Source organism: Brachybacterium vulturis (genome assembly GCF_043641765.1).
Lineage (GTDB): Bacteria > Actinomycetota > Actinomycetes > Actinomycetales > Dermabacteraceae > Brachybacterium > Brachybacterium vulturis_A.
The window spans coordinates 197,188-222,923 of sequence record NZ_JBHZRO010000003.1 but is presented as its reverse complement, the minus strand read 5'-3'; the positions used below and the strand labels follow the sequence as shown (position 1 = coordinate 222,923).

21 protein-coding genes are annotated in these 25,736 nt (G+C 72.0%); 16 read left to right on the top strand and 5 right to left on the bottom strand.

Annotation, left to right across the window (positions count from 1 at the left end; genetic code table 11):
• Positions 1-7 precede the first annotated feature (7 nt).
• Positions 8-1,414, bottom strand: a complete 1,407-nt coding sequence (locus ACHUEU_RS03720; protein WP_394214554.1) for a hypothetical protein — start codon at positions 1,412-1,414, stop codon at positions 8-10.
• A gap of 143 nt (positions 1,415-1,557) precedes the next feature.
• Between ACHUEU_RS03720 and ACHUEU_RS03715 the strand changes: the two genes are divergently transcribed.
• Complete coding sequence (locus tag ACHUEU_RS03715) at positions 1,558-3,342, top strand: proline--tRNA ligase (RefSeq protein WP_394214553.1); 1,785 nt, start codon at positions 1,558-1,560, stop codon at positions 3,340-3,342.
• Between the two features lie 40 nt (positions 3,343-3,382).
• On the opposite strand, the gene ACHUEU_RS03710 is transcribed toward ACHUEU_RS03715, so the two are convergent.
• Positions 3,383-4,459, bottom strand: a complete 1,077-nt coding sequence (locus ACHUEU_RS03710) for a DUF4439 domain-containing protein (RefSeq protein ID WP_394214552.1) — start codon at positions 4,457-4,459, stop codon at positions 3,383-3,385.
• 126 nt (positions 4,460-4,585) lie between these two features.
• Here ACHUEU_RS03710 and ACHUEU_RS03705 point away from each other — a divergent pair, with 126 nt between their 5' ends.
• From ACHUEU_RS03705 to truB, 7 genes are all read left to right on the top strand, one after another.
• Positions 4,586-5,182, top strand: a complete 597-nt coding sequence (locus tag ACHUEU_RS03705; protein WP_394214551.1) for a ribosome maturation factor RimP — start codon at positions 4,586-4,588, stop codon at positions 5,180-5,182.
• Position 5,183: 1 nt separating this feature from the next.
• Positions 5,184-6,170, top strand: coding sequence for a transcription termination factor NusA (nusA, locus tag ACHUEU_RS03700; RefSeq protein ID WP_394214550.1), 987 nt, complete (start codon positions 5,184-5,186; stop codon positions 6,168-6,170).
• A gap of 140 nt (positions 6,171-6,310) precedes the next feature.
• Complete coding sequence (locus tag ACHUEU_RS03695; RefSeq protein WP_394214549.1) at positions 6,311-6,613, top strand: YlxR family protein; 303 nt, start codon at positions 6,311-6,313, stop codon at positions 6,611-6,613.
• A gap of 95 nt (positions 6,614-6,708) precedes the next feature.
• Complete coding sequence (gene infB / locus ACHUEU_RS03690; RefSeq protein ID WP_394214548.1) at positions 6,709-9,543, top strand: translation initiation factor IF-2; 2,835 nt, start codon at positions 6,709-6,711, stop codon at positions 9,541-9,543.
• Between the two features lie 63 nt (positions 9,544-9,606).
• On the top strand, positions 9,607-10,761 hold the full coding sequence (locus ACHUEU_RS03685; protein WP_394214547.1) for a TRM11 family SAM-dependent methyltransferase: 1,155 nt from the start codon (positions 9,607-9,609) through the stop codon (positions 10,759-10,761).
• Positions 10,758-11,237, top strand: a complete 480-nt coding sequence (gene rbfA / locus ACHUEU_RS03680) for a 30S ribosome-binding factor RbfA (protein WP_394214546.1) — start codon at positions 10,758-10,760, stop codon at positions 11,235-11,237. Before ACHUEU_RS03685 ends, rbfA begins: the two co-directional genes overlap by 4 nt.
• Positions 11,234-12,184, top strand: coding sequence for a tRNA pseudouridine(55) synthase TruB (truB, locus tag ACHUEU_RS03675; RefSeq protein ID WP_394214545.1), 951 nt, complete (start codon positions 11,234-11,236; stop codon positions 12,182-12,184). Before rbfA ends, truB begins: the two co-directional genes overlap by 4 nt.
• Positions 12,185-12,266: 82 nt before the next feature.
• Here truB and ACHUEU_RS03670 read toward each other — a convergent pair whose 3' ends face one another.
• A complete protein-coding gene (locus tag ACHUEU_RS03670; protein WP_394214544.1) occupies positions 12,267-13,799 on the bottom strand; it encodes a L,D-transpeptidase in 1,533 nt (510 codons plus the stop codon).
• A gap of 389 nt (positions 13,800-14,188) precedes the next feature.
• On the opposite strand from ACHUEU_RS03670, the gene ACHUEU_RS03665 reads away from it, so the two are divergent.
• The 6 genes from ACHUEU_RS03665 to ACHUEU_RS03640 all read left to right on the top strand — a co-directional run bounded on the left by ACHUEU_RS03665 (position 14,189) and on the right by ACHUEU_RS03640 (position 20,842).
• Entirely contained in the window at positions 14,189-15,223 is a 1,035-nt protein-coding gene (locus tag ACHUEU_RS03665) for a bifunctional riboflavin kinase/FAD synthetase (RefSeq protein ID WP_394214543.1), read from the top strand.
• Positions 15,224-15,370: 147 nt separating this feature from the next.
• On the top strand, positions 15,371-15,640 hold the full coding sequence (gene rpsO / locus ACHUEU_RS03660; RefSeq protein WP_096803672.1) for a 30S ribosomal protein S15: 270 nt from the start codon (positions 15,371-15,373) through the stop codon (positions 15,638-15,640).
• A 207-nt stretch (positions 15,641-15,847) separates the two neighbouring features.
• Positions 15,848-18,100, top strand: coding sequence for a polyribonucleotide nucleotidyltransferase (locus ACHUEU_RS03655; protein ID WP_394214541.1), 2,253 nt, complete (start codon positions 15,848-15,850; stop codon positions 18,098-18,100).
• A 164-nt stretch (positions 18,101-18,264) separates the two neighbouring features.
• A complete protein-coding gene (locus ACHUEU_RS03650; RefSeq protein ID WP_394214540.1) occupies positions 18,265-19,608 on the top strand; it encodes a M16 family metallopeptidase in 1,344 nt (447 codons plus the stop codon).
• 51 nt (positions 19,609-19,659) lie between these two features.
• Positions 19,660-20,427 (top strand): 4-hydroxy-tetrahydrodipicolinate reductase, encoded by a 768-nt coding sequence (gene dapB, locus ACHUEU_RS03645; RefSeq protein ID WP_394214539.1) that lies wholly within the window; start codon positions 19,660-19,662, stop codon positions 20,425-20,427.
• A 13-nt stretch (positions 20,428-20,440) separates the two neighbouring features.
• Positions 20,441-20,842, top strand: a complete 402-nt coding sequence (locus tag ACHUEU_RS03640) for a hypothetical protein (protein WP_394214538.1) — start codon at positions 20,441-20,443, stop codon at positions 20,840-20,842.
• A gap of 36 nt (positions 20,843-20,878) precedes the next feature.
• Here the strand turns inward: ACHUEU_RS03640 and ACHUEU_RS03635 are convergent, their stop codons facing one another.
• Both ACHUEU_RS03635 and ACHUEU_RS03630 read right to left on the bottom strand, forming a co-directional pair.
• Positions 20,879-21,193 carry an AzlD domain-containing protein gene (locus tag ACHUEU_RS03635; protein ID WP_394214537.1) on the bottom strand — a complete coding sequence of 105 codons (315 nt, stop codon included), beginning with the start codon at positions 21,191-21,193 and terminating at the stop codon, positions 20,879-20,881.
• Positions 21,190-21,960 (bottom strand): AzlC family ABC transporter permease, encoded by a 771-nt coding sequence (locus ACHUEU_RS03630; RefSeq protein ID WP_394214535.1) that lies wholly within the window; start codon positions 21,958-21,960, stop codon positions 21,190-21,192. Before ACHUEU_RS03630 ends, ACHUEU_RS03635 begins: the two co-directional genes overlap by 4 nt.
• Positions 21,961-22,034: 74 nt before the next feature.
• On the opposite strand from ACHUEU_RS03630, the gene ACHUEU_RS03625 reads away from it, so the two are divergent.
• Both ACHUEU_RS03625 and asnB read left to right on the top strand, forming a co-directional pair.
• Entirely contained in the window at positions 22,035-22,763 is a 729-nt protein-coding gene (locus tag ACHUEU_RS03625; RefSeq protein ID WP_394214534.1) for an HAD-IA family hydrolase, read from the top strand.
• Between the two features lie 172 nt (positions 22,764-22,935).
• Entirely contained in the window at positions 22,936-25,686 is a 2,751-nt protein-coding gene (gene asnB, locus ACHUEU_RS03620) for an asparagine synthase (glutamine-hydrolyzing) (RefSeq protein WP_394214533.1), read from the top strand.
• Positions 25,687-25,736: the final 50 nt, after the last annotated feature.

Sequence of the window (25,736 nt, the reverse complement as noted above, 5' to 3'; positions counted from 1 at the left end):
AGGACGGTCATCCCCGCAGGAGCTCATCCAGCGCCAGCACCGTGTTCGCCGCGGTCCAGGCCAACGGCGCCACCTCTGCCGGTCGCCCGTCGAAGAGCACCTTCTCCGGCAAGGAGCCGGCGACGGTGCGGTGCTCGGCCAGCCAGCGGAGGATCCCGGACGCCGCGCCGTGCTCGCCGGTGCGGGCGAGGGCGAGGCCCAGCAGGCTCGTCGACGGGGTCCAGCTCACCCCGTCGGCGCGCCACGATGCGCCCGGGGCGATCCCCCCGCCCGGCCGGGCCAGCTCGCGCTCCAGCGCGGCGAGCTGCGTGGTCGACACCACGCCGTGGCAGCCGGTCGCGTCCAGGAGCGCCCGCGCGGAGTCCGCCCCGCCGCCGCCGCGATAGCGCTGGAGGCCGCTGCGCCCGAAGGTGCCCTCCAGCAGGAGCGTGAAGGTCGCAGCGGCCCGCTGCACCTCCGGATCCTCGGTCAGCCGTGCCCCGGCGCGCAGCCCCGTCAGCGTCGCGGCCATGGTCCACAGGGTCACCGAGTCCTCCCGCATCTCCCAGTAATCAGGGGAGACCGGCGGCATCGCGGTGCCGTCCCGCGTCGCCCTGCGCAGGGTGCCCACGGACAGCCTGATCAGGGAGGCCAGGCTCGCCCCGACGGTCTCCCGGCGGTCGCCACCGGTCCGTTCGGCAGCGTCCGCGACCTCCGCCGTCGCCCAGAGCAGCAGGCCGGTGCCGTCGAACTGCCGCCGCCGGTGATCCGGTGTCCGTCCCGTGCCCGGGTCGTACCGGGCCTCGAACCAGCCGTCCGCGGCCTGGAGCGATTGCAGATGGGTCAGCACCCGGACCGCATCGTCGAGGTGGCCCACCCGCGCCAGCGCCGCTGCGCAGAAGGCGGCATCGCGCGGCCAGAGGTGGCGCCAGGACGGGCTCCAGCCCGCGACGGGAGCGGGCAGCGCATCCCCGAGCACCCAGAGATCCTGCAGCGCGGAGGCGGCGAGGTCGTGCAGCAGCGGCTCCTGCGGGCGAGCGCCCGCGAGCCGGTCCCGCCAGGCGGCGGTGCCCTCGTCGAACCCGGCGGCGCGCCGCCGCACCGGGGAGCCGGCCGGCAGGTCCGCGGCGAACCGGGTGCCGGCCATCAGCTCGAGAGGACCCCCGCGCCCGCCGACGAGCCTCCGGGTGCCGCCGGTGTCATAGGCGACGGTCCCGGACCACAGGGGGATCACGGAGCGGGGGTCGGCCGCGGGCCGCGCCAGCTGCCGCGCGGCGAGGGACCCGGCACCGACGGCTCCGAGAACGGCGACGGTCCCGGCGCTGCGCAGCAGCTGCCGTCGCGATGCCCCGGGCGGCGGAGTGGTGTCCTCCGCGCCCGCGGTGCTCGTGACGGGAACCGGGGTCTCCGGCGCCCGCTGTCCTCGCCGGTGCATCCGTTCAGCGTACCGAGACGCCCGGCTCCGGCGTCGGCCGGACCGTCGTCACCAGTACGGCCGGTCCGTGGCGCCCAGTACGATGGGGCCGCGCGAGCCCCGGTGGCCCCGCCCCGAACCGCCCCGTGTGAAAGGCCTGCCCCATGATCCGTCTGTCCTCGTCCTTCGTCCGCACGCTGCGGGAGGACCCGGCCGACGCCGAGGTCGCGAGCCACCGGCTGCTGGTGCGTGCGGGCTACATCCGTCGCAGTGCCGCCGGGGTGTACACCTGGCTGCCGCTGGGGCTGAAGGTGCTGCGCAAGGTCGAGCAGGTCGTGCGTGAGGAGCAGGATGCGATCGGCGGTCAGGAGGTGCTGTTCTCGGCGCTGCAGCCACGGGAGCCCTATGAGACCAGCGGTCGCTGGGAGGACTACGGTCCGAACCTGTTCCGGCTGCAGGACCGCAAGCAGGACGACTATCTGCTCGCCCCCACCCATGAGGAGATGTTCACCCTCACCGTGAAGGACCTGTTCTCCTCGTACAAGGATCTGCCCACGATGCTGTACCAGGTCCAGTCGAAGTACCGTGACGAGGCGCGCCCCCGGGCCGGGCTGCTGCGCACCCGGGAGTTCATCATGAAGGACGCCTACTCCTTCGACGTGAGCGACGAGGGACTGGACGTCTCCTACGAGAAGCAGCGCGGCGCCTACCAGCGCACCTTCGAACGGCTCGGACTGCCCACGGTGATCTGTCAGGCCGACGCCGGTGCCATGGGCGGCTCCCGCTCCGAGGAATTCCTGCACCCCACCACCGTGGGGGAGGACACCTTCGTGGTCTCCGACGGCGGCTACGCCGCGAACGTCGAGGCCGTCACCACGATGGCCCCGGCCGCGCTGGACGACGCCGAGATCGCCGCGCTGCCGGCGATGCACATCGAGGACACCCCCGGCGCGTCGACGATCGCGAAGCTCGCCGAGTTCTCGAACCGGGCCTTCCCGGGGCAGGGTCCGATCGCCGAGTCGGGGGAGTGGACCCGCTACGAGATGCTCAAGCACCTCGTCTACCTGCTGACCTCCCCCGATGGTTCCACCGAACCGCTGGTCATCGCCCTGCCCGGGGACCGGGAGGTCGACCCGAAGCGGCTCGAGGCGGCGCTGGCGCCCGCGATCGCGACCCCCTTCACCGACGCGGACTTCGAGAAGCACCCGGCGCTGAAGAAGGGCTTCATCGGCCCCGAGGGGCTGGGGCTGGAGTCCGAGTCGGGGATCCGCTACCTGGTCGACCCGCGTGTCGTCCCCGGCACCTCCTGGGTCGCCGGCGCCGGGGAGAAGGACCAGCACGTCTACGACCTCGTCTTCGGCAGGGACTTCACGGCCGACGGCACCATCGAGGCCGCGGAGGTGCGCGACGGCGATCCTGCGCCCGACGGCTCCGGCCCGCTGCACCTGACCCGCGGCATGGAGATGGGGCACATCTTCCAGCTCGGCCGCAAGTACGCCGAGGCGCTGGACCTCAAGGTGCTCGACGAGAACGGCAAGACGGCCGTGGTGACCATGGGTTCCTACGGCATCGGCGTCACCCGCGCCGTGGCCGCGGTCGCCGAGCTCTACCATGACGAGAAGGGCCTGGTCTGGCCCCGTCAGCTCGCTCCCGCCGATGTGCACATCGTCGCCACCGGCAAGGGTCAGGAGATCTTCGCCGAGGCCGAGCGGATCGCCGGCGAGCTCGAGGCGCGCGGCCTGGAAGTGCTCTACGACGACCGGCCCAAGGTCTCCCCGGGCGTGAAGTTCAAGGACTCCGAGCTGCTGGGTGTGCCCACCTCGGTGGTCGTGGGCAGGAGCCTCGCCGAGGGCAGGGTGGAGCTGCGGGACCGCGCCAGCGGCGAGGTCCGCGAGGTCAGCCCGCAGGAGATCGTGGACGCGGTGGTCGCGGAGGTCCGCAGCACCTGAGCCGGCACTGCCCCGGAGCGGCGCTCCGCCGCCCCGCCGGTCACTCCTGGACGGGCGGGGGCGGCTCGACCTCGAGGCTCGGCAGCGGGTCCAATCGGTCCACCCGGGGGGCCAGCAGCTCCGCCTCCTGGAGGGCCGCGGCGATCGACAACGGCCGCCGCTCGAACGGGGCGGCCCCGACCAGCGCGATGTGATCGACCAGCAACCCCTGGGCCAGCAGCGTCGGCAGCTCCGCGGCGGACTGCGCATCGAGGGTCCCCCCGGGTATCGCATAGACCGCCTGGCGGGTCACGACCGGGGCGCCGTCCTCCTCGGCGATCCGGCCCAGCTCCGCAGCACGCTCCCGGTGCAGCGCGGTGAGCTCGAGATGCTGCTGCCGCGCCGCGTCCTCGGACCGGGCGGCGAGCACCTCGTGGAGGAAACCGGCGTACCACTCCTCCAGCTGGGCCCGCTCGAGCGTGCTGTGGTAATCGGACTCCGCACCGATCGACGGCGGATCGGTCGCGGGCACCTCCCGGGTCGGCACCAGCTCGTCGGCCGTGGGGGAGGGGGCGAGCCCGGCGCTGCTCGCACCACCGCGCAGCCGCCGCGCCGCCCAGGCGGTGTGGGCCGCGATCGCGACCACCGGCCGTGCCAACGACCCGGAGACCTGACGAGCCGCTGACGCAGCGAGTTCGCGCAGCCGGACGAGGGCGTCGACCAGCCCCGGCAGATCGGTCGGCGCCTCCGCGGGCGGCGGCGAGGCCTGCCCCGGAGCGCGGCCCTCGCCGGCCCCGCGCTGCTTCTCCGCCTCCGCGCCGGTGAGCAGTGCGGTGCGCTGCACCGGCAGGGCGGCGGAGAGCGCGGCCACGGTCGAGGACAGCAGCGGTTCGCCGTCGGCAGCATCGGCGGCGGCCACCCGTGCGGTGCCGACGATCGTGCGCTCCAGCAGCTCCAGCAGATCATGACGGTAGAGATCATCGATCCCCGGCGGGGGAGGCGTGTACTCCTCGGGCCCGCCCAGCGCGATCCGCCCGCAGCCCGTCAGCGGCAGCAGCACCGCGACGCCCGCGGTCCGCAGCAGGAGGCGGCGGGAGGGAGCGGGGGCGGGGCAGGGCGGGAGAGCAGGACGGGACACGGGATGATTCTCGCATCGGCGACCCGGGTGGAGGCACGGACCGGCCGCGGCCACTATCCTGGTGCCATCGCCCGGGGGACGCCCCGGCCACCACAGACACCCATAGCAGCAGGAGGCGAGCGGGCCATGAGCGCACTCGAGGACCAGACCATCCTGCGGGAGACGGCGACCCGGGTGCTGGACGCCCACGGGCTCGTGCTCGAGGACGTCGAGATCCGCCGCGGCGGCGGGATGCCGCAGGTGCGCCTCGTCGTGGACCTCCCCGAGGACCAGCTGGGCAGCGCGGATCTCGATGCCGTCGCCGAGGCCTCGCGTGCGCTCTCCGAGGCGGTGGACGCCGACGACGCCGTGCTGGGCAGTGCTCCGGTGCTGCTCGAGGTCACCACCCCCGGGGTCGATCGCGAACTGACGCAGCCGCGTCACTTCCGCCGCTCCCGCGGCCGTCTGCTGGCGCTGACCACCGCCGATGGCACCCGCTACCGGGCCCGGCTGCTCGCCGTGCGCGGAGAGGACCTGCACCTGCGCCAGGAGCCCGGTCGCGACGACCGCGGCCGGACGCTGAAGCTGCCCCAGGGCACCCCCGAACGCCCGGTGATCCCGATCGCCAAGGTCACCACCGCCCGGGTCGAGGTCGAGTTCGACCCGCCCGCCGACCTCGCGCAGCTGCTCGCTGACGCCGAGACCACCGCCGCGGACCACCCGGCCGCACAGAAGGAGAGCTGAGATGGACATCGATATGGGTGCCCTGCGGGCCCTCGAACGCGAGCGCGAGATCAGCCTGCCCGTGCTGCTGGACGCGATCCGCTCGGCGCTGCACGCCGCTTACCTCCACACCGACCACCCGGTGCGGGACTCCGAGGTGCTCATCGACGACAGCACCGGAGAGGTCGCCGTGATCGCCCGCGAGCGCGACGGCGACGGCATCGTGCTGGAGGAGTGGGACGACACCCCCGAGAACTTCGGACGCGTCGCCGCCTCGACCGCCCGCCAGGTGATCTTCCAGCGCATCCGCGACCTGGAGGACGAGGCGGTGCTCGGCGAGTACGCCGACCGGGCAGATCAGATCGTCTCCGGCATCATCCAGCAGGGCCGTGACCCGCGGATGGTGCTGGTCGACCTCGGCGAGGTCGAGGCCGTGCTGCCCCCGCACGAGCGGGTGCCGGGCGAGGACTACTCGCACGGCCGTCGGCTGCGGGCCTACGTCACCGAGGCGCGGCGCGGCCCGAAGGGCCCGCAGATCACGCTCTCGCGCTCGCACCCGAACCTGGTGCGCCGCCTGTTCGACCTCGAGGTCCCCGAGGTCGCCGACGGCACGGTCGAGATCGCGGGCCTCGCCCGGGAGGCCGGCCACCGCACGAAGATGTCCGTGCGGGCGACCGTGCCCGGTGTCAACGCCAAGGGCTCCTGCATCGGCCCGATGGGGGCCCGGGTGCGGGCTGTGATGAACGAACTGGGCGGCGAGAAGATCGACATCGTCGACTTCGACGAGGACCCGGCCACCTACGTCACCAATGCGCTCTCGCCCGCGCGCGTGGCCAGCGTGACGGTGCTCGACGAGGTCGGCCGTTCGGCACGGGCCGTGGTGCCCGAGACGCAGCTCTCCCTCGCGATCGGCAAGGACGGGCAGAACGCCCGGCTCGCCGCGAAGCTGACCGGTTGGAAGATCGACATCCGGTCCGACGGTGCACCGGAGCAGGTGCCCGCCGACTGAGGTGTGTCCCACGCCTCCCCGCTGCAGAAGGTGCGCAGCCCGTCCGCTACACTGGGGAGGCTGTTCGCCGGGTGCAGGCACGCATCGTCCCACGATCGTGCAGCTGCCCGAGCGGAGGCGCTCGGAACGGAGGTGGAGGAATGGTCACCCGCTCCTCCCGTCGTCCCGAGCGCACGTGCGTCGGCTGCCACCAGGTGGCCGCGCGCGACGACCTGGTGCGTCTGGTCCGGGAGCCCGCTCCCGGCGGTGCCGCTCCGCGCGTCCGCGTCGACCCCTCGGGGTCGGCTCCCGGCCGCGGATCGTGGCTCCATCCCGCCGCGTCATGTCTCGAGCTCGCCCTCCGGCGAGGCGGTTTCCCCCGGTCCTTCCGGGGGCCGGTCGACACCGGGCTCCTCGCCCAGTCGCTCGAGAACCCCGATTTCACCCGCACGTGGAACAGGTAGAAGAACCATGGACATCCGATGAGTACTCACCAATGAGCACCTTCAGGAATTAGTGGTCCGAGCCCTCTTGTCGGCCGGACCGAGACAGGAGAAATGTGGCTAAGGTCCGCGTCCACGAGCTCGCCAAGGAGCTCGGACACCCGAGCAAGGCAGTGCTCCAGAAGCTGCAGGACATGGGCGAATTCGTTCGCTCCGCTTCCTCGACCATCGAAGCACCCGTCGCCCGCCGACTGCGTGAGGAGCTCCCCGCCAAGAGCGGTGACGATGCTCCCGCGGCGAAGAGCGGCACCGGTGCGCCCTCCACGGCCTCCGGCGCTCCCAAGCCCGGCGGCGCGTCCGCGCCCAAGCCGGGGATGAAGCCCGCCGCGAAGCAGTCGGCCGAGTCCGCCCCCCAGGAGCCCGCTGCCCCGGCCGCGGAGACGGCGGAAGCGCCCGCTCCGGCACCGACACCGAGCGCCGAGAAGCCGGCCCCTGCACCGAAGCCCGGTGCCGAGAAGCCGGCCCCCGCGCCGAAGCCGGGCGCCGAGAAGCCGGCCCCCGCGCCGAAGCCCGGTGGCGAGCGGCCCTCGCCCCGTCCGGGCAGTGCTCGTCCCGGCAACAACCCCTTCGCCAGCTCGCAGGGCATGCCCCGTCCCGGTTCCCGCAAGCCGGGCCAGGGCGGCGGTCGCCCGCCGCGCGGTGAGGGAGCGCCCCGTCCCGGGAACAACCCCTTCGCCAGCGCTCAGGGCATGCCCCGTCCGGGCCAGCGTCCGCGTCCTGCCGCCGGGGACCAGGCAGCGGGCCGTCCGCCTCGTGAGGGCGCCCCGCGTCCGGCCGGCGGTCGTCCCGGGATGCCGACCCCCGGCATCATGCGGCAGCACTCCAGCGGTGGCCTCACCGAGGCCAACCAGGGCGGCGGCGGTCGCGGTCGCGGCGGCCGTCCCGGCCCCGGTGGCCCGGGAGGTCCCAGCCGTCCCGGCGGCGGTGGCGGCGGTCCTCGCGGCCGTGGCGGTCGCGGCAGCACCCAGGGTGCGTTCGGCCGCGGCGGCAAGCCGGCCCGTTCACGCAAGTCGAAGCGCGCGAAGCGTCAGGAATTCGAGCAGCAGCAGGCTCCCGCGCCGGGTGGCGTCTCGATCCCGCGCGGCAACGGCCAGACCGTTCGCCTGCGCCGCGGTGCCTCGCTGTCGGACTTCGCCGACCGCATCGATGTCAACCCCGCGTCGCTGATCACGGTGATGTTCGCGATGGGCGAGATGGCCACCGCGACCCAGTCGCTGGACGAGGTCACCTTCGGCCTGCTGGGCGAGGAGCTGGGCTACAAGATCGAGATCGTCTCCCCGGAGGACGAGGAGCGCGAGCTGCTGGAGCAGTTCGACATCGATCTCGACGCCGAGCTCGCCGAGGAGGACGAGGCGGATCGCATGCCGCGTCCGCCCGTCGTCACCGTCATGGGTCACGTCGACCACGGCAAGACCCGCCTGCTGGACACGATCCGCAAGGCCAAGGTCGGCGCCGGTGAGGCCGGCGGCATCACCCAGCACATCGGTGCGTACCAGGTGGACGTCGAGCACGAGGAGCAGGACCGTGCACTGACCTTCATCGATACCCCGGGTCACGAAGCGTTCACCGCCATGCGTGCCCGCGGTGCGGACGTCACCGACATCGCGATCCTGGTGGTCGCGGCCGACGACGGTGTGATGCCGCAGACGATCGAAGCGCTCAACCACGCCCAGGCGGCGCACGTCCCGATCGTGGTCGCGGTCAACAAGGTCGACAAGCCCGACGCCAACCCGGAGAAGATCCGGCAGCAGCTGACCGAGTACAACCTGATCGCCGAGGAGTACGGCGGCGACACGATGTTCGTGGACGTCTCCGCTCGTGAGAACCTCAACATCGAGGCGCTGCTGGAGGCTGTGCTGCTCACCGCGGATGCCGCCCTCGAGCTCACCGCGAACCCGGACAAGGACGCGCGCGGCGTGTCCATCGAGGCGAACCTCGACAAGGGGCGCGGCCCGGTCGCCACCGTGCTGGTCCAGCAGGGCACCCTGCGGGTCGGCGACGCGATCGTCTGCGGCAGCGGCCACGGCCGTGTCCGCGCGATGCTCGACGAGAACGGCGACACCGTCACCGAGGCGGGCCCGTCCCGTCCGGTCCAGGTGCTCGGTCTGACCTCGGTGCCCGGCGCCGGTGACTCCTTCCTGGTCGCCCAGGACGAGCGCACCGCCCGCCAGATCGCCGAGAAGCGCGAGGCCGCCAAGCGCGCCGCGTCGCTCTCGAAGGTCCGCAAGCGGATCAGCCTCGAGGACATCAACCAGCACATGGCCGACGGCAAGGTCGAGACCCTCAACCTCATCCTCAAGGGTGACGCCGCCGGTGCGGTCGAGGCCCTCGAGGAGTCGCTGCTGGGCATCGAGGTCGGCGAGGGCGTGGATCTGCGCATCATCGACCGCGGCGTCGGCGCGATCACGATGAACAACATCAACCTCGCGGTCGCCTCGAACGCGGTCATCATCGGCTACAACGTCCGCGCGGAGGGTCTGAACGCGGACTACGCCGATCGTGAAGGCGTGGAGATCAAGTACTACTCGGTCATCTACAACGCCATCGACGAGGTCGAGTCCGCCCTCAAGGGCATGCTCAAGCCGGAGTACGAGGAGGTCGAGCTCGGTTCGGCGGAGATCCGCGAGATCTTCCGCTCCTCCAAGTTCGGCAACATCGCCGGTTCGATCGTGCGCAGCGGCATCATCAGGCGCGGTGCGAAGGCGCGCATCACCCGCAACGGTGTGGTGGTCGCCGAGAACATCGAGGTGGCCGGTCTGCGCCGGTTCAAGGATGATGTCACCGAGGTCCGCGAGGGGTACGAGTGCGGTATCAACCTGGGCTCGTACAACGATCTCCAGCTCGAGGACCACATCACCACCTACGAGATGCAGGAGAAGCCCCGCATCTGATCCTGGAGCGTCCGGGCGTCCTGCAGGACGCCCGGACGCCACCCGGCGGGGGAGGAGACCACGATGACCCAGGTGTCCCTCGCCCTGCGAGCACCCTCGGCCAACCGCGTCTACGCGCAGGCCGCGGGTGCTCTGGCGCTCGCGGAGGCGCACTGGGTGCTCGGCGCCCACCAGGGAGCCGCACCCGTCGTGCGGGAGCGCGTGGTCGGCGGCATGGACGCTCTCGAGGTGCGCACCGAGGACGACCCCTCCTCCCGTGCCCCGACCGCCGGCAGCGCCTCCGCTGCCGCCACGGCCCGGCTGCTCGCCTCGCTGTCCGCCACTCTCGGCGTGCTGGACGTGGTCGAGGAGGCCGCCGCGGGCTCCGCGCTCCCGACCGCGCCGCTGCTGCGGCCCTGGGATCTGCCCGGCAGGCTGCACCATCCCGCGGATCTGGAGACGATCCTGCGCTATCCGGGGAAGACCAACGAGCAGTTCACCGCGCTGCTGATCAACCTCGCCGCGGCCCTGTCGACCCGGCGTGCCGGTCTGTTCGACGGCACCCTGTCGCTGCTCGACCCGCTCTGCGGTCGTGGCACCACCCTCAACCGTGCCCTGCGGCTGGGCCTGAGCCCCGTCGGCGCCGAGATCGACCGCAAGGACGTCGAGGCCTATCGTGCGTTCCTGGGCACCTGGCTGCGGGACCACCGCCTCAAGCACACGTTGGAGAGCACCCGGCTCACCGTGCACGGCGAACAGCTGGGGACCCGCCTCGAGGCGGAACTCGCTGCGGACAAGCAGACCCTGCGCGCCGGCGGCGGTCAGCGCCTCACCGTGCTCGGCTGCGACACGGCCCGGCTGGGACAGCTGCTGCCGGCCGCCTCGGTGGATGCCCTGGTCGCCGATCTGCCCTACGGTGTCCAGCACGGCTCCCGCGCTGATGGGGCATGGCGACGGTCCCCCCTGGAGGTGCTGCGCGGCGCGGCCCCGGGCTGGCGTCGACTGCTGCGGGACGGGGCCGGGATCGCCCTCGCCGTGAACCGCCGCACCCTCGATCACGCCCAGGCCTCCGCGGTGCTCGCCGAGTCCGGGCTGCAGGTGCTCAGCGCCGACGGCGCCTTCCGCCACCGGGTCGACCAGTCCATCGACCGCGACATCCTGCTCGCGGTCCCCACGAACCACCCCCGCGTCGAGCAGCTCTCCGCTCTCGCCGCTGATCAGGAGAACGAGATCTCATGAACGACAACCCCCGCGCCCGCAAGCTCGCCGACCGCATCAAGGTCATCGTCGCGACCATGCTCGACAACCGTGTCAAGGACCCGCGCCTCGGGTTCGTGACCATCACCGACGTGCGGGTCAGCGGCGACCTCCAGCACGCCACCCTCTTCTACACCGTCCTCGGCACCGACGAGGAGCGAGAAGGGACCGGCGCGGCGCTGGTCAGCGCCACCGGCATGCTCCGTCGTGAGGTGGGCCGCCAGACCGGCGTGCGCCTGACCCCGACCCTCGAGTTCATCGCCGATGCGGTGCCCGAGAACGCCCGCGTCATCGAGGACCTGCTCACCGAGGCCCGGGGCCGCGACGCCGAGCTCGAGCAGGCCAAGGCCGGTGCCGCCTATGCCGGGGAGGCGGACCCCTATCGCAAGCCGCGGGAGGAGGAGCCGGAGGACGGCTCCGCACCCTCCGAGGACGACCTCGGCCGCGAGCAGGCGTGAGCACGGCCCCGCACGGCATCCTCCTGGTCGACAAGGCCCCGGAGCGCACCAGCCACGACGTGGTCGCGCGGGTCCGGTGGCTGCTGGGCACGAAGAAGGTCGGTCATGCGGGGACCCTCGACCCGATGGCGACCGGGCTGCTGGTGCTCGGCGTCGGCCAGGGCACGCGCCTGCTCACCTACCTGGTGGGACTGGACAAGACCTACCGGGCGACGATCCGGCTGGGCCGGGCCACCACCACCGACGACCGCGAGGGGGAGCCGCTGGGCGACGTGGCCGATGCCACCGCCCTGTCCGAGGACCAGCTCGAGCAGTCGCTGAACGCCCTGCGCGGCGACATCGCCCAGGTGCCCTCCACCGTCAGCGCCCTCAAGATCGACGGCAGACGCGCCTATGCACGGGCCCGGGCCGGGGAGGACGTCGAGCTCACCGCCCGTCCCGTACGGATCTCCCGCTTCGCCGTGACGGGACGGTCCGTGGAGGGCCCGTTCCTCGATCTGGACGCCGTGATCGACTGCACCTCCGGCACCTACGTGCGCGCCCTGGCACGTGATCTCGGCGCCGCGCACGGCGTGGGCGGCCACCTCACGGCGCTGCGGCGCACCGCGGTGGGGCCGTTCAGCGTCGAGGACGCGGTGGACGTCCCGGCGCGCGGCGAAGGGGACGACGTCGAGCTGCCGCTGCACGGCCTGGGCACCATCGCCGCCCGGGTGCTCCCCACGCTGGCCGTCGATGAGGCTCAGGCCGAGGCGCTCGGCAGCGGGCGCCGGATCCGATCCGAGGCGGTCGTGGCACCCGCCCCCGCACCGCACGGACGCCACCCGCTCGAGGTCCAGGACCGCCCGGTCGCCGCTCTGGACGCCGCCGGGCACCTGATCGCGATCCTGCAGCAGGACGGCTCCTCCTGGCGGCCCCGGCTGGTCGTCCCGGTCGACGCGCGCTGCTGAGGCCCCGCCACCATCGACGCGGGGCACCCACCGTCGGTGGATGCCCCGCGTCAGCCGCCCTCGGGGCAGGAAGATCTGCAGATCAGTGGTGGACCACGGTCTTGGTGCCGATGCTCGCCCAGTCGTACAGCCACTTCGCATCGGAGACCGGCATGTTGATGCAGCCGTGCGAACCGGAGTACCCGAAGGAGGAGCGCCACGGCGCACCGTGGAACCCGAATCCGCGGTGGAAGTACTGCACCCACGGGACGTCCTCGGTGAGGTAGTACTTCGGGTGATCCTCGGGGTAGTACGCCGCGTTGGTCATGTCCTGGAGGTCGTAGCGCAGGTAGATCTCGTAGGTGCCGGTGACGGTCTCGTTGCCGGGCTTGCCATCGACCATCGCCCGCGGGCCCCACACCGGGGTGTCGCCCACGTAGGCGGTGACGGTCTTCTGCGAGAGATCGACGTCGATCCACTTCTCGCCGGTCGGATTCGCCGGGACCGTGCTCTCCTCCCCGTCCTCGGTCTTCTCCTCGTCCTTCTCGGGCTCGGGCGCGTCCACCCGCTCGACCTCGGCCTCGACCGTCGTGGACTCGAAGGCGGCCTCGAGGGGCGTGATGCCCTTCAGCGCGGTGATCAGCTGCTCCGCGATCGCATCGGTGTTGGTGATCTTCAGGCCATCCTGCTTCTCGGCCACGACCTTGACGACCTCGCCGTCCGCGTCGACCTGTTCGATCCCGTCCTCCGCCTCGACGGCATCCTGCTCGGCGCGGGCGGCGACCCATTCGTGCACGGACTCCTCGTCCACGACGATGTGCAGCGATCGGCCGTCCTCGGCGGGGGACACGGAGATCCAGTCGTTGCGGCGCTCGGGGGAGACCTCGTGGGTCTCCTCGTCGGCGCCGGTGATCGACATCGGCTGCTCGAGCAGGGCGGAGATGGAGCCGACGACCTCCTCCGCCTCCTCGGTGGTGATCGCCGGGGTGATCTCCTCGATGGGCTGCTCCACAGAGAAGTCCTCGAGGGCAGCGGCGTTCTCGGCCACCGCGGCGACCAGAGGCTCCGGATCGACCCCCTGGCCATTGCGGCCGGGCTCGGTGGTCCAGCTCTGGGCATCCTCGTCGAAGGAGACCGAGGCGTCGACCGGGGTCGTCCGGTCCTCGGGCACGAGACCTTCGGCGAAGGCCGCGGTCGCTGCCCGGTCGACGGTCACGACGGGTTCCACGACGTGCTCGCCCGACCAGGTCGAGGCGAGCACGCCCGTGAGGGAGTCGTCGCGGTCGACGGCGGCCTGCGCGGTGGCGGCGGCATCGACGCTCACGCCGAGATCCGCGAGGCTCTTGTCGAGCTGCTGGTCCCCGGCGGTGACGGTGACCGTCACCCCTTCTCCCCGGTCGGCGACCAGGCCGGCGATCTCCTCCGGGGTCTGACCGGCGACATCCTGACCGAGCACCGTGGTGCCCGGGAGCGCACGGCCCTCGAACTGCTTGGAGTAGGCCAGCGCACCGCCGCCGAGGACCACGGCGATCACGGCGAGGATGGCCACCAGCAGGAGGGCGACTCGGCGACGGCTGTGACGGCCGGTGGGTCGGGACGGGCCGCCCGGCGCGGCCCCATCGGTCACGTTCGTCATGGAAACAGATCCGTTCTCGGCGGCCGTCGTGACTGCCCCCGCGGGTAGATGCGGGTGCGCACAGGGGTCCCTCCCCGGCGCCGCCTTGTCTCTCAGACTAACGGAGCGGCAACATCCCACGATATGGAGAACCGTCGGACCTTCGTCACAACTCTGCATCGCCGCGACGGCCGGCGGCGCCCCGTCCTCGACTGCGTCGCGGGCGGCGGGCCCGGACGTGCAGGGCGAGCTCCGGCGCTCACCGTGCGACCGGCCGACGGGCGCTACAGTGTGCACCGGCGATCCTCGTGGCCGCGTCGACCCCGGCGCCCCCGAGCTCACTCGATCCCTGTGAACACTGCGCACTCCCGGCAGGAGCGCATCCGGCCCCGGAAGGACATGACCGCGTCGTGACCCGAGTCCCCATCTGGCATTCCGTCCAGGAGGTGCCCGCTGAGCTCGGACCCACCGCGGTCTCGATCGGCAACTACGACGGGGTCCACCGCGGTCACCGGTTCGTGCTCGATCAGCTGCGGCACCATGCCGAGTCGCGATCGCTCGCGCCGGTGGCGCTCACCTTCTGGCCCCATCCGCGACACGTGATGGGCGACCCCGCTCGCACCCCGCTGCTGACCGGTCACGAGGACCGTGACCGCCTGCTCCTGCTGGCCGGGATGCACGGCGTGCTGGACCTGGAGTTCACCGTCGACTTCGCGCAGCACTCGCCCGAGGAGTTCGTGCGCCGCTTCCTCGTCGAGGGGCTCGGTGCGCGGTGCGTGGTGCTCGGAGAGGACGCGCTGTTCGGTCGGGGGAACGTCGGCACCATCGAGACCATGCGCGAGCTCGGCGAGCGGTACGGCTTCGAGGTCCTGACCGTCGACGAGCTCGGCCCGGACGGCGTCGGAGCCGGTCGCATCTCCTCCTCGGGGATCCGCCGGGACCTGCTCGACGGGGACGTGGCCGCCGCGAACCAGGCACTGGGTCGGCTGCACACGGTCACCGATGTGGTCCATCACGGCTTCCGGCGCGGGCGCGAGCTCGGCTTCCCGACGGCGAACCTCGGCCCCTCGCCGGCCGGGCTGATCCCGGCGGACGGGGTCTACGCCGGATATCTGACCGTCGCCGAGCAGATCCCCGCCCACCTCGGGACCCCGCCGCTGGCCGGGGCCCCCGCGACCATCTCCATCGGCACCAATCCGACCTTCGCGTCCGACGGGGAGGGCGGGGCCGACGGCGCCCCCTGCCGCACCGTCGAGGCGTACGTGCACGGCGACCACGACCTGGACCTCTACGGGGACCTGGTGCGCCTGGAGTTCGTCGACTATCAGCGCCCCACGCTGAAGTTCGACTCCATCGAGACCCTGGTCGCGCAGATGGACGAGGACGTCGAGGTGACCCGCCGCACTCTCGCTGCGGAGTACTCCCGGCCCGGCATCCCTGACTGATATTCTGCGCGAGCCGTCTTATCGGCCGCGGAGAGCGATTCCGCCCCACTCGTCGCACCGGCCCCCGGGCAGGCGCGTTGCGGGGCCCGCTCGTCCCAGAGCCCGGACACGAGGTCCCGGAGCGCCGCGCAACGACCCAGGAGAGCCATGGCCTTCGACACCGCTACGAAGCAGCAGATCATCAAGGAGTACGGGACCACCGAGGGCGACACCGGTTCGCCCGAGGTCCAGGTCGCGCTGCTCACCCATCGCATCACCTACCTGACCGAGCACCTCAAGGACCACAAGCACGACCACCACACCCGTCGTGGTCTGATGCTGCTGGTCGGTCAGCGCAAGCGCCTCCTGCAGTACCTGCAGGGCGTCGAGATCGAGCGCTACCGCTCGCTGATCAAGCGTCTCGGCATCCGCCGCTGACGATCGCCGCCGCTCGCCCTGAGGGCGGGCGGCGGTTTCGTGTGCCCGCCGTCCTCGGACGGCGGGACATCCGCCCACCGCCCCGACCAGGTTCGGTCCTCGGCAGTGGCCCGCGGAGCAGGAGACCGGACGATCCGGGACCCCGGCAGCCGCGGGTGACTGACGAAGGCCGCACCGGCAGGGCACCCCCCATTCAAGGAGAGTCCCATGGCCATGGAAGGCCCCGACATCACCGCCACCACCGCAGTCATCGACAACGGCTCCTACGGCCGGCGCGAGGTCCGCTTCGAGACCGGACGCCTGGCCCAGCAGGCCGCCGGCGCCGTCGCCGTCTACCTCGACGACGACACCATGGTCTTCTCGGCCACCGCCGTGTCGAACAAGCCCAAGGAGCACTTCGACTTCTTCCCGCTCACGATCGACGTCGAGGAGCGCATGTACGCCGCGGGCCGCATCCCCGGTTCGTTCTTCCGCCGCGAAGGCCGCCCCGGCACCGATGCGATCCTGGCCTGCCGCCTCACCGACCGCCCGCTGCGCCCGGCCTTCGTCAAGGGCCTGCGCAACGAGGTCCAGGTCGTGCTCACGGTCATGGCGAACGCTCCCGAGGACGCGTACGACGTGGTCGGCATCAACGGCGCCTCCGCCTCCACCCAGATCTCCGGCCTGCCCTTCAACGGTCCGATCGGCGCGGTGCGCATCGCGCTCATGCCGAACACCCAGGGCGGCGGCCAGTGGGTCGCCTTCCCGACCTTCTCGCAGCTGGACGAGGCCGTGTTCTCCATGGTCGTCGCCGGCCGCATCGTCGAGGACGCGGCGGGGAACCAGGATGTCGCGATCATGATGGTCGAGGCCGAGGCCACCGACAACGCCTGGACGCTCATCAAGGAGCAGGGCGCGATCGCCCCCACCGAGGCCGTCGTGGCCGAGGGCATCGAGGCCTCGAAGGTCTTCATCCGCAGCCTCTGCGTCGCCCAGCAGGAGCTGGCCGCCACCGCCGCCAAGCCGGTGCGCGAGTTCCCGCTGTTCCTGGACTTCCAGGACGACGCCTACTCCATCGTCGAGGCGGCTGCCGCCGGACGCCTGGCCGAGGTCATGTCGATCGCCGCGAAGACCGAGCGCGAGGAGCGCACCGAGCAGCTGCTCGGCGAGCTCGTCGCGGAGCTCGCCGGCGAGGGCCAGCAGCTCGAGGGTCGCGAGAAGGAGGTCAGCGGTGCATTCCGTGCGCTGACCAAGCAAGTCGTGCGCACAAAGGTCCTCACCGACGGCGTCCGCATCGATGGTCGCGGCCTGCGCGACATCCGTGCGCTCTCCGCCGAGGTCGAGGTGCTCCCGCGAGTGCACGGCTCCGCCCTGTTCCAGCGCGGCGAGACCCAGATCATGGGCGTCTCCACGCTGAACATGCTCAAGATGGAGCAGCAGATCGACTCGCTCGGGCCGGTCACGCGCAAGCGCTACGTGCACCACTACAACTTCCCGCCGTACTCCACCGGCGAGACCGGTCGCGTCGGCTCCCCGAAGCGTCGCGAGATCGGCCACGGCATGCTCGCCGAGCGCGCCCTGGTCCCCGTGCTGCCCTCCCGCGAGGAGTTCCCCTACGCGATCCGTCAGGTCTCCGAGGCCCTCGGTTCCAACGGCTCCACCTCGATGGGCTCCGTCTGCGCCTCGACCCTGTCGCTGCTGAACGCGGGGGTGCCGCTGCGCGCTCCGGTCGCGGGCATCGCCATGGGCCTGATCTCGGACACGGTGGAGGGTGAGACCCGTTACGCGGCCCTCACCGACATCCTCGGTGCCGAGGACGCCTTCGGCGACATGGACTTCAAGGTCGCCGGCACCGGTGAGTTCATCACCGCCATCCAGCTCGACACCAAGCTCGACGGTCTGCCGACCTCCGTGCTCACCGGTGCGCTGTCGCAGGCCCACGAGGCCCGCCTGGCGATCCTCGGTGTGCTCGGCGAGGCCATCGACGTGCCCGACGAGATGAGCCCGCACGCCCCGCGCGTGCTCGCGGTCACCGTCCCGGTCGACAAGATCGGTGCGGTCATCGGCCCGAAGGGCCAGATGATCAACAAGATCCAGGACGACACCGGCGCCGACATCACCATCGAGGACGACGGCACCGTCTACATCGGTGCCACCGACGGCCCCTCGGCCGAGGCCGCCCGCGCCGCGGTCAACGCCATCGCCAACCCGATGGTCCCCGAGATCGGTGAGCGCTACCTCGGCACCGTCGTGCGCGTGGTCGACTTCGGCGCCTTCGTCTCGCTGACCCCGGGCAAGGACGGACTGCTCCACGTCACCCAGCTGCGCAAGCTGAACGACGGCAAGCGGGTCGACAATGTCGAGGACGTCGCCAAGGTCGGCGAGACGATCGAGGTGGAGATCCGTGAGATCGACGCCCGCGGCAAGATCTCCCTCGCGGTGATCGAGGACGAGGCCGCGGAGGGTAGCTCCGCGGAGTGATCCATCCGCCGACCCCGGTCGGCACCCCAGGACGGGGAGGCATCCGCGCGGATGCCTCCCCGTCCTGTTGCCGCGCCTCCGTCGCCACCACCGTGAGGCCTCGCGGCACGGCAGTGACGCACCGCTCGCCCCGCGCAGCACCCGAGCCGTGGAACAATCGATCGATGCCTCTCGACCTCTCCTTCGATGACCCTGTCTCCGACGTGCTGCTGGATCCCGCGACCGGGGTGCGCCGCAGCATCCTGCCCGGGGGCGTGCGGCTGCTGACCCAGACGGACCGCAGCGTGCGCAGCGCGACCATCGGGCTGTGGCTGCCGGTCGGTTCCCGGGACGAGACCCCGGCCCATGCCGGCTCCACCCACGTGCTCGAGCACCTGCTGTTCAAGGGCACCCGCCGCCGCAGCGCGATGGACATCGCCACCGCCTTCGACGAGGTGGGCGGGGACTCCAACGCCCTCACCGCCAAGGAGCACACGCTGTACTACGGTCGGGTCCGCTCGGCGGACATCCCGATGGCCGTGGACGTGCTCACCGATATGATCACCGCATCGCTCCTCGAGCAGGACGCGCTGGTCACCGAGCGCGAGGTCATCCTCGAGGAGCTCGCGATGGCCGAGGACGACCCCACCGATGTCGGCTACGAGACCTTCCTCGCCGACGTGCTCGGCCCGGACACCCCGATCGGCCGGCCCGTCGGCGGCACCGCCGCGAGCGTGCAGGCGCTGACCATCGAGGACGTGCGCGACCACTTCACCGAGCACTACCGGCCGGACAAGCTGGTGGTGACCGCCGTCGGTGATCTCGATCATGACGAGCTCGCCGGACTGCTCCAGGCCGGCCTGCGCCGTGGTGGCTGGGAGCTGGCCGACGGTGCCCTGCCGGATCCGGGCTCCCGCTCCGCGCACCGGGCGGCCGCCGGCGGAGGCCTCGTCCACGCCCCCGCCGAGGTCGCCGCGCTCGCCCCGCACCGCCTCGGCCGGTCCACCGAGCAGAACCACATCTTCCTCGGCGGCCACGGGCTCACCGCCCTCAGCGAGGACCGCCACGCCCTCTCGGTGCTGATGTCGATCCTCGGCGGGGGGATGTCCTCCCGTCTGTTCCAGAACATCCGCGAGCAGCGCGGGCTGGCGTACTCGGTCTACTCCTTCAGCGCCGGCTACCGCGACGCCGGGCTGTTCGGCATGTATGCCGCCTGCCGGCCCGGCCGCACCTCCCAGGTGGTCGAGCTGCTCGCCGAGGAGCTGACGCGAATGGGGGAGCAGGGCATCGACGAGCTCGAGCTCGCCCGCGCCAAGGGGCAGATCACCGGCTCCTTCGCCCTCGGCCTCGAGGACACCAGCTCCCGGATGGGCCGGCTGGGCACGATCGAGCTGGTCCACGGCCGCTACACCGGTGTCGACGAGACCCTGGCGCGCATCGGTGCCGTCGGCGTGGACGATGTCAGCGCGCTCGCCACCCAGCTCGCCGGCTCCTTCAGCACCCGGGTCGAGGTCGGCCCGGAGGGCTGAGCGCACCCCACCCCGTTCGTCCCGCACCGTCCCCCGCCCTCGAGGAGAACCATGACCCAGACGTCGTCCCGTCCCACCCGCGTCGCCGTGCTCGGCGCCTCCGGCCGCATGGGGGCGGCCGCCTGTGCCGCCGTCGAGGGGGCGGAGGATCTCGAGCTGGTGGCCCGCATCGGCCGCGGCGATCCTCTCGAGGCCGTGGCCGAGGCCGGCGCCGAGGTCGCGGTCGACCTCACGGTCCCGTCCGCGACCGGCGAGAACGTCCGCTGGCTGGTCGAGCACGGCATCCACGCCGTGGTCGGCACCACCGGCTGGTCCGAGGAGTCCCTGGACGAGCTGCGCGCGCAGCTCCGGGGCGCCGACGGCGTCGGCGTGCTGATCGCCCCGAACTTCGCCATCGGTGCGGTGCTGGCCATGCGCTTCGCGGAGATCGCCGCCCGGTACTACGAGAGCGCCGAGATCATCGAGATGCACCATCCGAACAAGCTCGACGCCCCCTCCGGGACCGCGAGCCACACCGCCGCCGCGATCGCCCGCGGCCGGGCCGCCGCGGGACTGGGCCCGGTGCCGGATGCGACCGAGAAGGACCCCTCCGGAGCCCGCGGCGCGGTCATCGACGGCATCCACGTCCACGCCGTCCGCCAGCGCGGCCTGGTCGCCCACGAGGTCGTCCAGTTCGGCGGAGCGGGGGAGCAGTTCACGCTGCGCCACGACTCCTTCGACCGCATCAGCTTCATGCCCGGGGTGCTGCTGGGGGTGCGCGAGGTCGCCGCCCACCCGGGCCTCACCGTAGGCCTCGACGGCTATATGGACCTCGGCTGAGCCGGGCGCGCAGATGAAGGAGAAGCTCTTCGTCGCCGTGCTGGTGCTGATCACCGCGGCGTACGCCTGGGGCCTGGGCTGGATCGCCTGGGGCTTCGTCCGTGCCGGCAGCGCGCTCGGCTTCGGCCTCGCCCTCGGCATCGTCATCCTGCTGCTGCTCACGATCTGGGTGACCTGGCGGGAGCTGCTCTTCGGACTCGGCTCCGGGCGCCTCGCCCGGCAGTACGAGCCCCCGGCCGAGGCCGACGACGAGGATCCCCGGGCCGAATTCGAGGCCGCCCGCACCACGATCCAGGACGGCGCCGAGCACGACTGGCGCGCCTGGTTCCGACTCGCCCTGGCCTATGACGCGCTCCGGGACCGCAAGGGGGCCCGGAGGGCGACCCGACGCGCCATCGCCGAGCACCGCGGCTGAGGGCCGGGCGCCGACGCCGGCGAGATCAGGGCCGGCTCAGGCCCAGCCCGCCGCCCGCAGCCCCGCCGCGACCACTGCCGCCCCCACCACCACCACCAGGAACGGGGCGCGCAGCACGAGCAGCACCACCGCCGCCCCGAGGCCCGCCAGACGCGCATCCAGCACGATCTCGCTGCCGCTGGTCGCGGCCTGGGTCGCGACCAGCGCCCCCAGCAGAGCGATCGGGAGCAGAGTGGTGATCCGGGAGACCCGGGGCCGTTCGAGCACATCCGGTGGGGCCTGGTAGCCGATCCACTTCTGGGCGAAGGACAGCACCGAGGCGGCGATCACCGCGATCCACAGCCCGCTCATCGCTGCTCCTCCCGATTCTCCTCGAGCTCGACCGCATGGTGCACGGGCCTGCGCCGTGACGGCAGCAGTCCCGCGACCACGGCCACCAGCGCCGCGGCGAGCACCGGCAGCCCCGACGGCAGTGCAGGGGTGGTCACCAGGGCCACGAAGGCAGCGGCCACAGAGACCGCGATCGCCTCCCCGCTGCGCAGGCGCGGCCACAGCAGCGCGATGAACGCCCCCGCCGCGGCCGCGTCCAGGCCCCATGCCCCCGGATCCGCGATGTGCTGCCCGGCGAGAGCCCCCACCAGGGAGAACAGGTTCCAGAAGAGGTACACCGATACCCCTGCCGCCCAGAAGCCGGCCCGCTTCTGCGAGGTCGTGGTGCCGCTGGCGGCCAGTGCGGCCGATTCGTCGATCGTCAGGTGCGCCCGGGCGAGGCCCCGGAACCCGCCCCTCGGCAGCGACGGGGCCAGGATCAGCCCGTACAGCGTGTTGCGGATGCCCAGCAGCAGCGAGGCCAGCGCCGCTCCGAGGGCGGAGCCGCCGCCGCCGACCACGCCGATGAACGCGAACTGGCTGCCGCCGGTGAACATCACCGCAGAGAGCACCATCGCCTGCCAGACGTCCAGGCCCGACGCCGTCGCGAGCGCGCCGAAGGAGATCCCGTACAGACCGGTCGCGATCCCGATCGACAGCCCGGTGCGGCGGATCGTGCGCAGCCGGCCGACGAGCGGCTCGAGGGCGGTCGGGCGCGCCTCCTGCGGGCTGGGGGAAGCAGTGGTCATGATGCTCACCACTCTAGGATCACCAGGGACGACGCCGCCGAGCCGTCCATCGTGCGATGTGAGAATCTAGGACCATGACCGCCTCTTCGGATCCCGCCTCCCGCCGCGCGCACGAGCACACCCTGCCGCTGCGCGGAGCAGTGCTGCTGCTGGACATGGACGGCACCCTGATCGACTCCGGCGCTGCCGTCGAGCGGTCCTGGAACCGACTGTTCGCCGAGCTCGGCCTCGACCTCGAGTTCGGGGCCGAACAGCACGGCAAGCCGGCCCGGCAGGTGCTCGGCGAGGTCCTGCCCGGGCTCGGGGAGGACGAGCTCACGGCGGCGCACCGCCGGGTGGAGGAGCTCGAGATCGCCGACGTCGACGAGATCGTGGTGCTGCCGGGCACTGCGCGGCTGCTCGCCGAGCTCGATGCCGCCGCCGCGCAGCTGGGCCGGCCCACCTGGACGATCGTCACCTCCTGCACCGCGCCGCTGTTCGAGGCCCGCTGGAACCGGACCGGACTCCCGGTCCCCGCCGGTCTCGTCACGGCGGACCAGGTCGCCCGGGGCAAACCTCACCCGGAGCCCTATCTGCTGGGGGCCGAGAGGCTCGGCGCGGAGCCGGCCGCGAGCATCGTCATCGAGGACTCGATCGGTGGGCTGCGCTCCGGTGCGGCCGCCGGCGCCCGCACCGTCGCGGTGACCAGCACCACGCCGGCGGGGGACCTTGCTCCTCTCGCGGAGGCGCTGGTCACATCGCTGGACGATCTCGAGGTGCGGGTCGACGGCACCGAGCTGCTGCTCTCGCGCCGCGGACGCTGAACGTCACGTCGCGCCTGCGTCGACGCGCCCACCGGCGTTGATAGGCTCGGGCGGCCGAACCCGGTCCGTCCGTACGCCCGGAGCCGCCGGAGGCGTCGTCGACGCCCCTGCCCTCCGCCGTCGGGAGTCGTGATCGCGGACGGAAGCCGTCCCCCTCGAAAGGACTCGTCGTATGTGCGGAATCGCCGGTACCTATGGATTCGGTGCTGACACCGAGGGCATCGCCCGCCGGATGAGCGGCGCGCTCGCCCACCGCGGTCCCGACGGTGAGGGCCTCTTCGTCGATGACCGGACCGGGCTGGCCCACCGCCGGCTCGCGATCATCGACCGCGAGCACGGCGCCCAGCCGATGACCACCGCGGACGGTCGGTACACGATCATCTACAACGGCGAGACCTACAACTACCTCGACCTGCGCGCCGAGCTCGAGGGTCTCGGCCACGTCTTCCGCACCGACTCCGACACCGAGGTGCTGCTGGAGGCCCATGCGGAGTGGGGCACCGCCGCCTACGACCGCTTCAACGGCATGTTCGCCTTCGCGATCCATGACGCCCGCACCGGCACCGTGACCGTGGCCCGTGACCACTTCGGCATCAAGCCGCTCTACTACTGGAGCGACCCCGAGGCCGCGGACGGTCCGCGCGTCGTGTTCGGCTCGGAGATCCGCTCGCTGCTGGCCGCCCGCGTGTTCGACGCCGCGCCGGACGACCGCGCGGTCTACCGCTACCTGAAGTTCCGGGTCCAGGACGACGACTCGCAGACCTTCTTCGCGGGAGTGCACCGGCTGATGGCTGGCGAGGTGCTCGAGATCCGTGCCGACGGCACCGAGGTCTCCTCCTTCACCCGGCTGCAGGACGAGCTGCGCGAGATCGCCGCCCGCCCCGCCCGGCCCTACGACGAGCAGGTCGTGGACGAGTACCGCGAGCGGTTCCAGGAATCGGTGCGTCTGCGTCTGCAGTCCGAGGTGCCCGTGGGCACCTCGCTCTCCGGCGGCCTGGACTCCTCCGCGGTCGCCGCCGTGATCGCCCGCCAGCTGCGTGAGCAGCCCGAGGACGAGCGCTACAGCGCCGTCGGCACCCGCCAGAACACCTTCTCCGCAGTGTTCCCGAACTCCTCGAACGACGAGGAGCGCTACGTGGACGCGCTGCTGGAGGACTACCGGAGCCAGATCACCTCCCACAAGATCACCCCGCAGCCCGCCGCCTTCCTCGAGGACGTGCACGACTTCGTGCGCACGCAGGAGGAGCCGATCATCTCCACCGGCCCGTACGCCCAGTACGCGGTGATGCGCGAGGCCAGTCAGCACGTCACCGTGCTGCTGGACGGCCAGGGCGCCGACGAGATGATGGCCGGGTACAACCCGTACTTCTACGTCTACCTGCGCCAGCTGCGTCGCCAGAAGCGGTTCAAGGAGCTCGCGAGCGAGCTCGTCGGCTCCCGTGACATCCTGCGCAAGCTCGCCCGCACGAAGTTCTCCGGCCGCACCTCGGTGCCGATCGAGGCGCTGCTGAACTCCGGCTTCGTCGCCGAGCACAGCGGCGAGAAGGTCTCCTCCGTCCAGGACGACCTCAAGGAGCGGCTGCTCGAGGACACCTTCCGCTCCTCGCTGCCCTCCCTGCTGCGCTACGAGGACAAGAACACGATGCGCTTCAGCATCGAGGGGCGGGTGCCCTTCGTGGACAAGGAGCTGCTGAAGTTCCTGTTCTCCCTCGATGAGTCCGCGATCATCCACGACGGGTGGAACAAGCGGATCCTGCGCGAGTCCATGGACGGGATCCTCCCCGACATGATCTCCAAGCGGCGCAACAAGATCGGTTTCACCACGCCCGAGGGGGAGTGGTTCCGCTCGATCGCCCCGCAGCTGCGGGAGATCTTCGCCTCGCCGTCCTTCGCCGCGCGCCCCTACTTCGACGCCGCGAGCGTGCTGGCACTGTTCGACGACTACATCGCCCATCCGGAGAACCACGGCACCCTGATGTTCTGGCGCCTGCTGAACGTCGAGCTGTGGATGCGCACCTTCTTCGACGACGCCGCCGGTGCGGTCCGCGCGCTCGGCGGCTCGGCCGACGCGGGCGCCGACGACGCCCCCGCACCCGCGCCGGCGGTGGCCTCGGCGTCGGCGGCGGAGGCCGAAGCACCCAAGAGCGACTACGTCGCCAATCCCGGCAAGCAGCTCGATCTCGTCTCCGCTGCTGATCGGCACACCTGGCGCCGGCTGCCGCTGCAGACCGAGCTGGTGGCCCGCGGCGACGACATCGAGGCGCTCGCCCGGCAGCGGATCGAGCGCTTCGCCGCCGAGCTGCCCGCCGACGCCGTGCCCGCAGGCGCGCCGTGGTACTTCGTGATCAGCGAGAAGATCATCGCGATCTCGCAGGGCCGCTCCTGGTTCACCTGGGAGGTCAGGCCCCGTCGCTCGGCGAAGGTGCTCAGCCGCTTCGTCAGCCGCACCCCGGCCGGCATCGGCCTGGGCGACCCGACCACCATGGAGCTGGCCATCCGCGAGGTCGGACTGCCCCGCGTGCTCGCCGCCTCCGCCGCGGGCGCCGCCGGCAAGGTGGTGGGCCGCAGGGGACTGTTCTACGAGATCGTCGGGGCGAACGTGCGAGCCATCGACGGCCCCACGCCCTACTCCGCCTTCCCCTCGAACGTCTCCGCCAAGCTCCCGCCGAAGGATCCGGAGGCGGTCTCCGCCCGGATCTCCGCCGCGATCCGGGCAGCGGAGATCCCCGCCTCCCTGCGCGAGAGCTTCGCGGGCACCGTGGTGATGGACGCCAATGACATCGGGCGCAACGTCCTGGGTTCCGATGTGGCGACCCCGCACGAGCACCTCGAGGCGACCTTCGCCGACAATCCCCTCGGTCAGGGCCGGCAGCGCACCCCGATGGCGGTCCTGGTGGATCTCGGCATCGCGTCACAGCGGTGAGACCACGTCGTCCTGGTCTAGGCTCCGGGGACCAGAGCATTTTCGGGAGG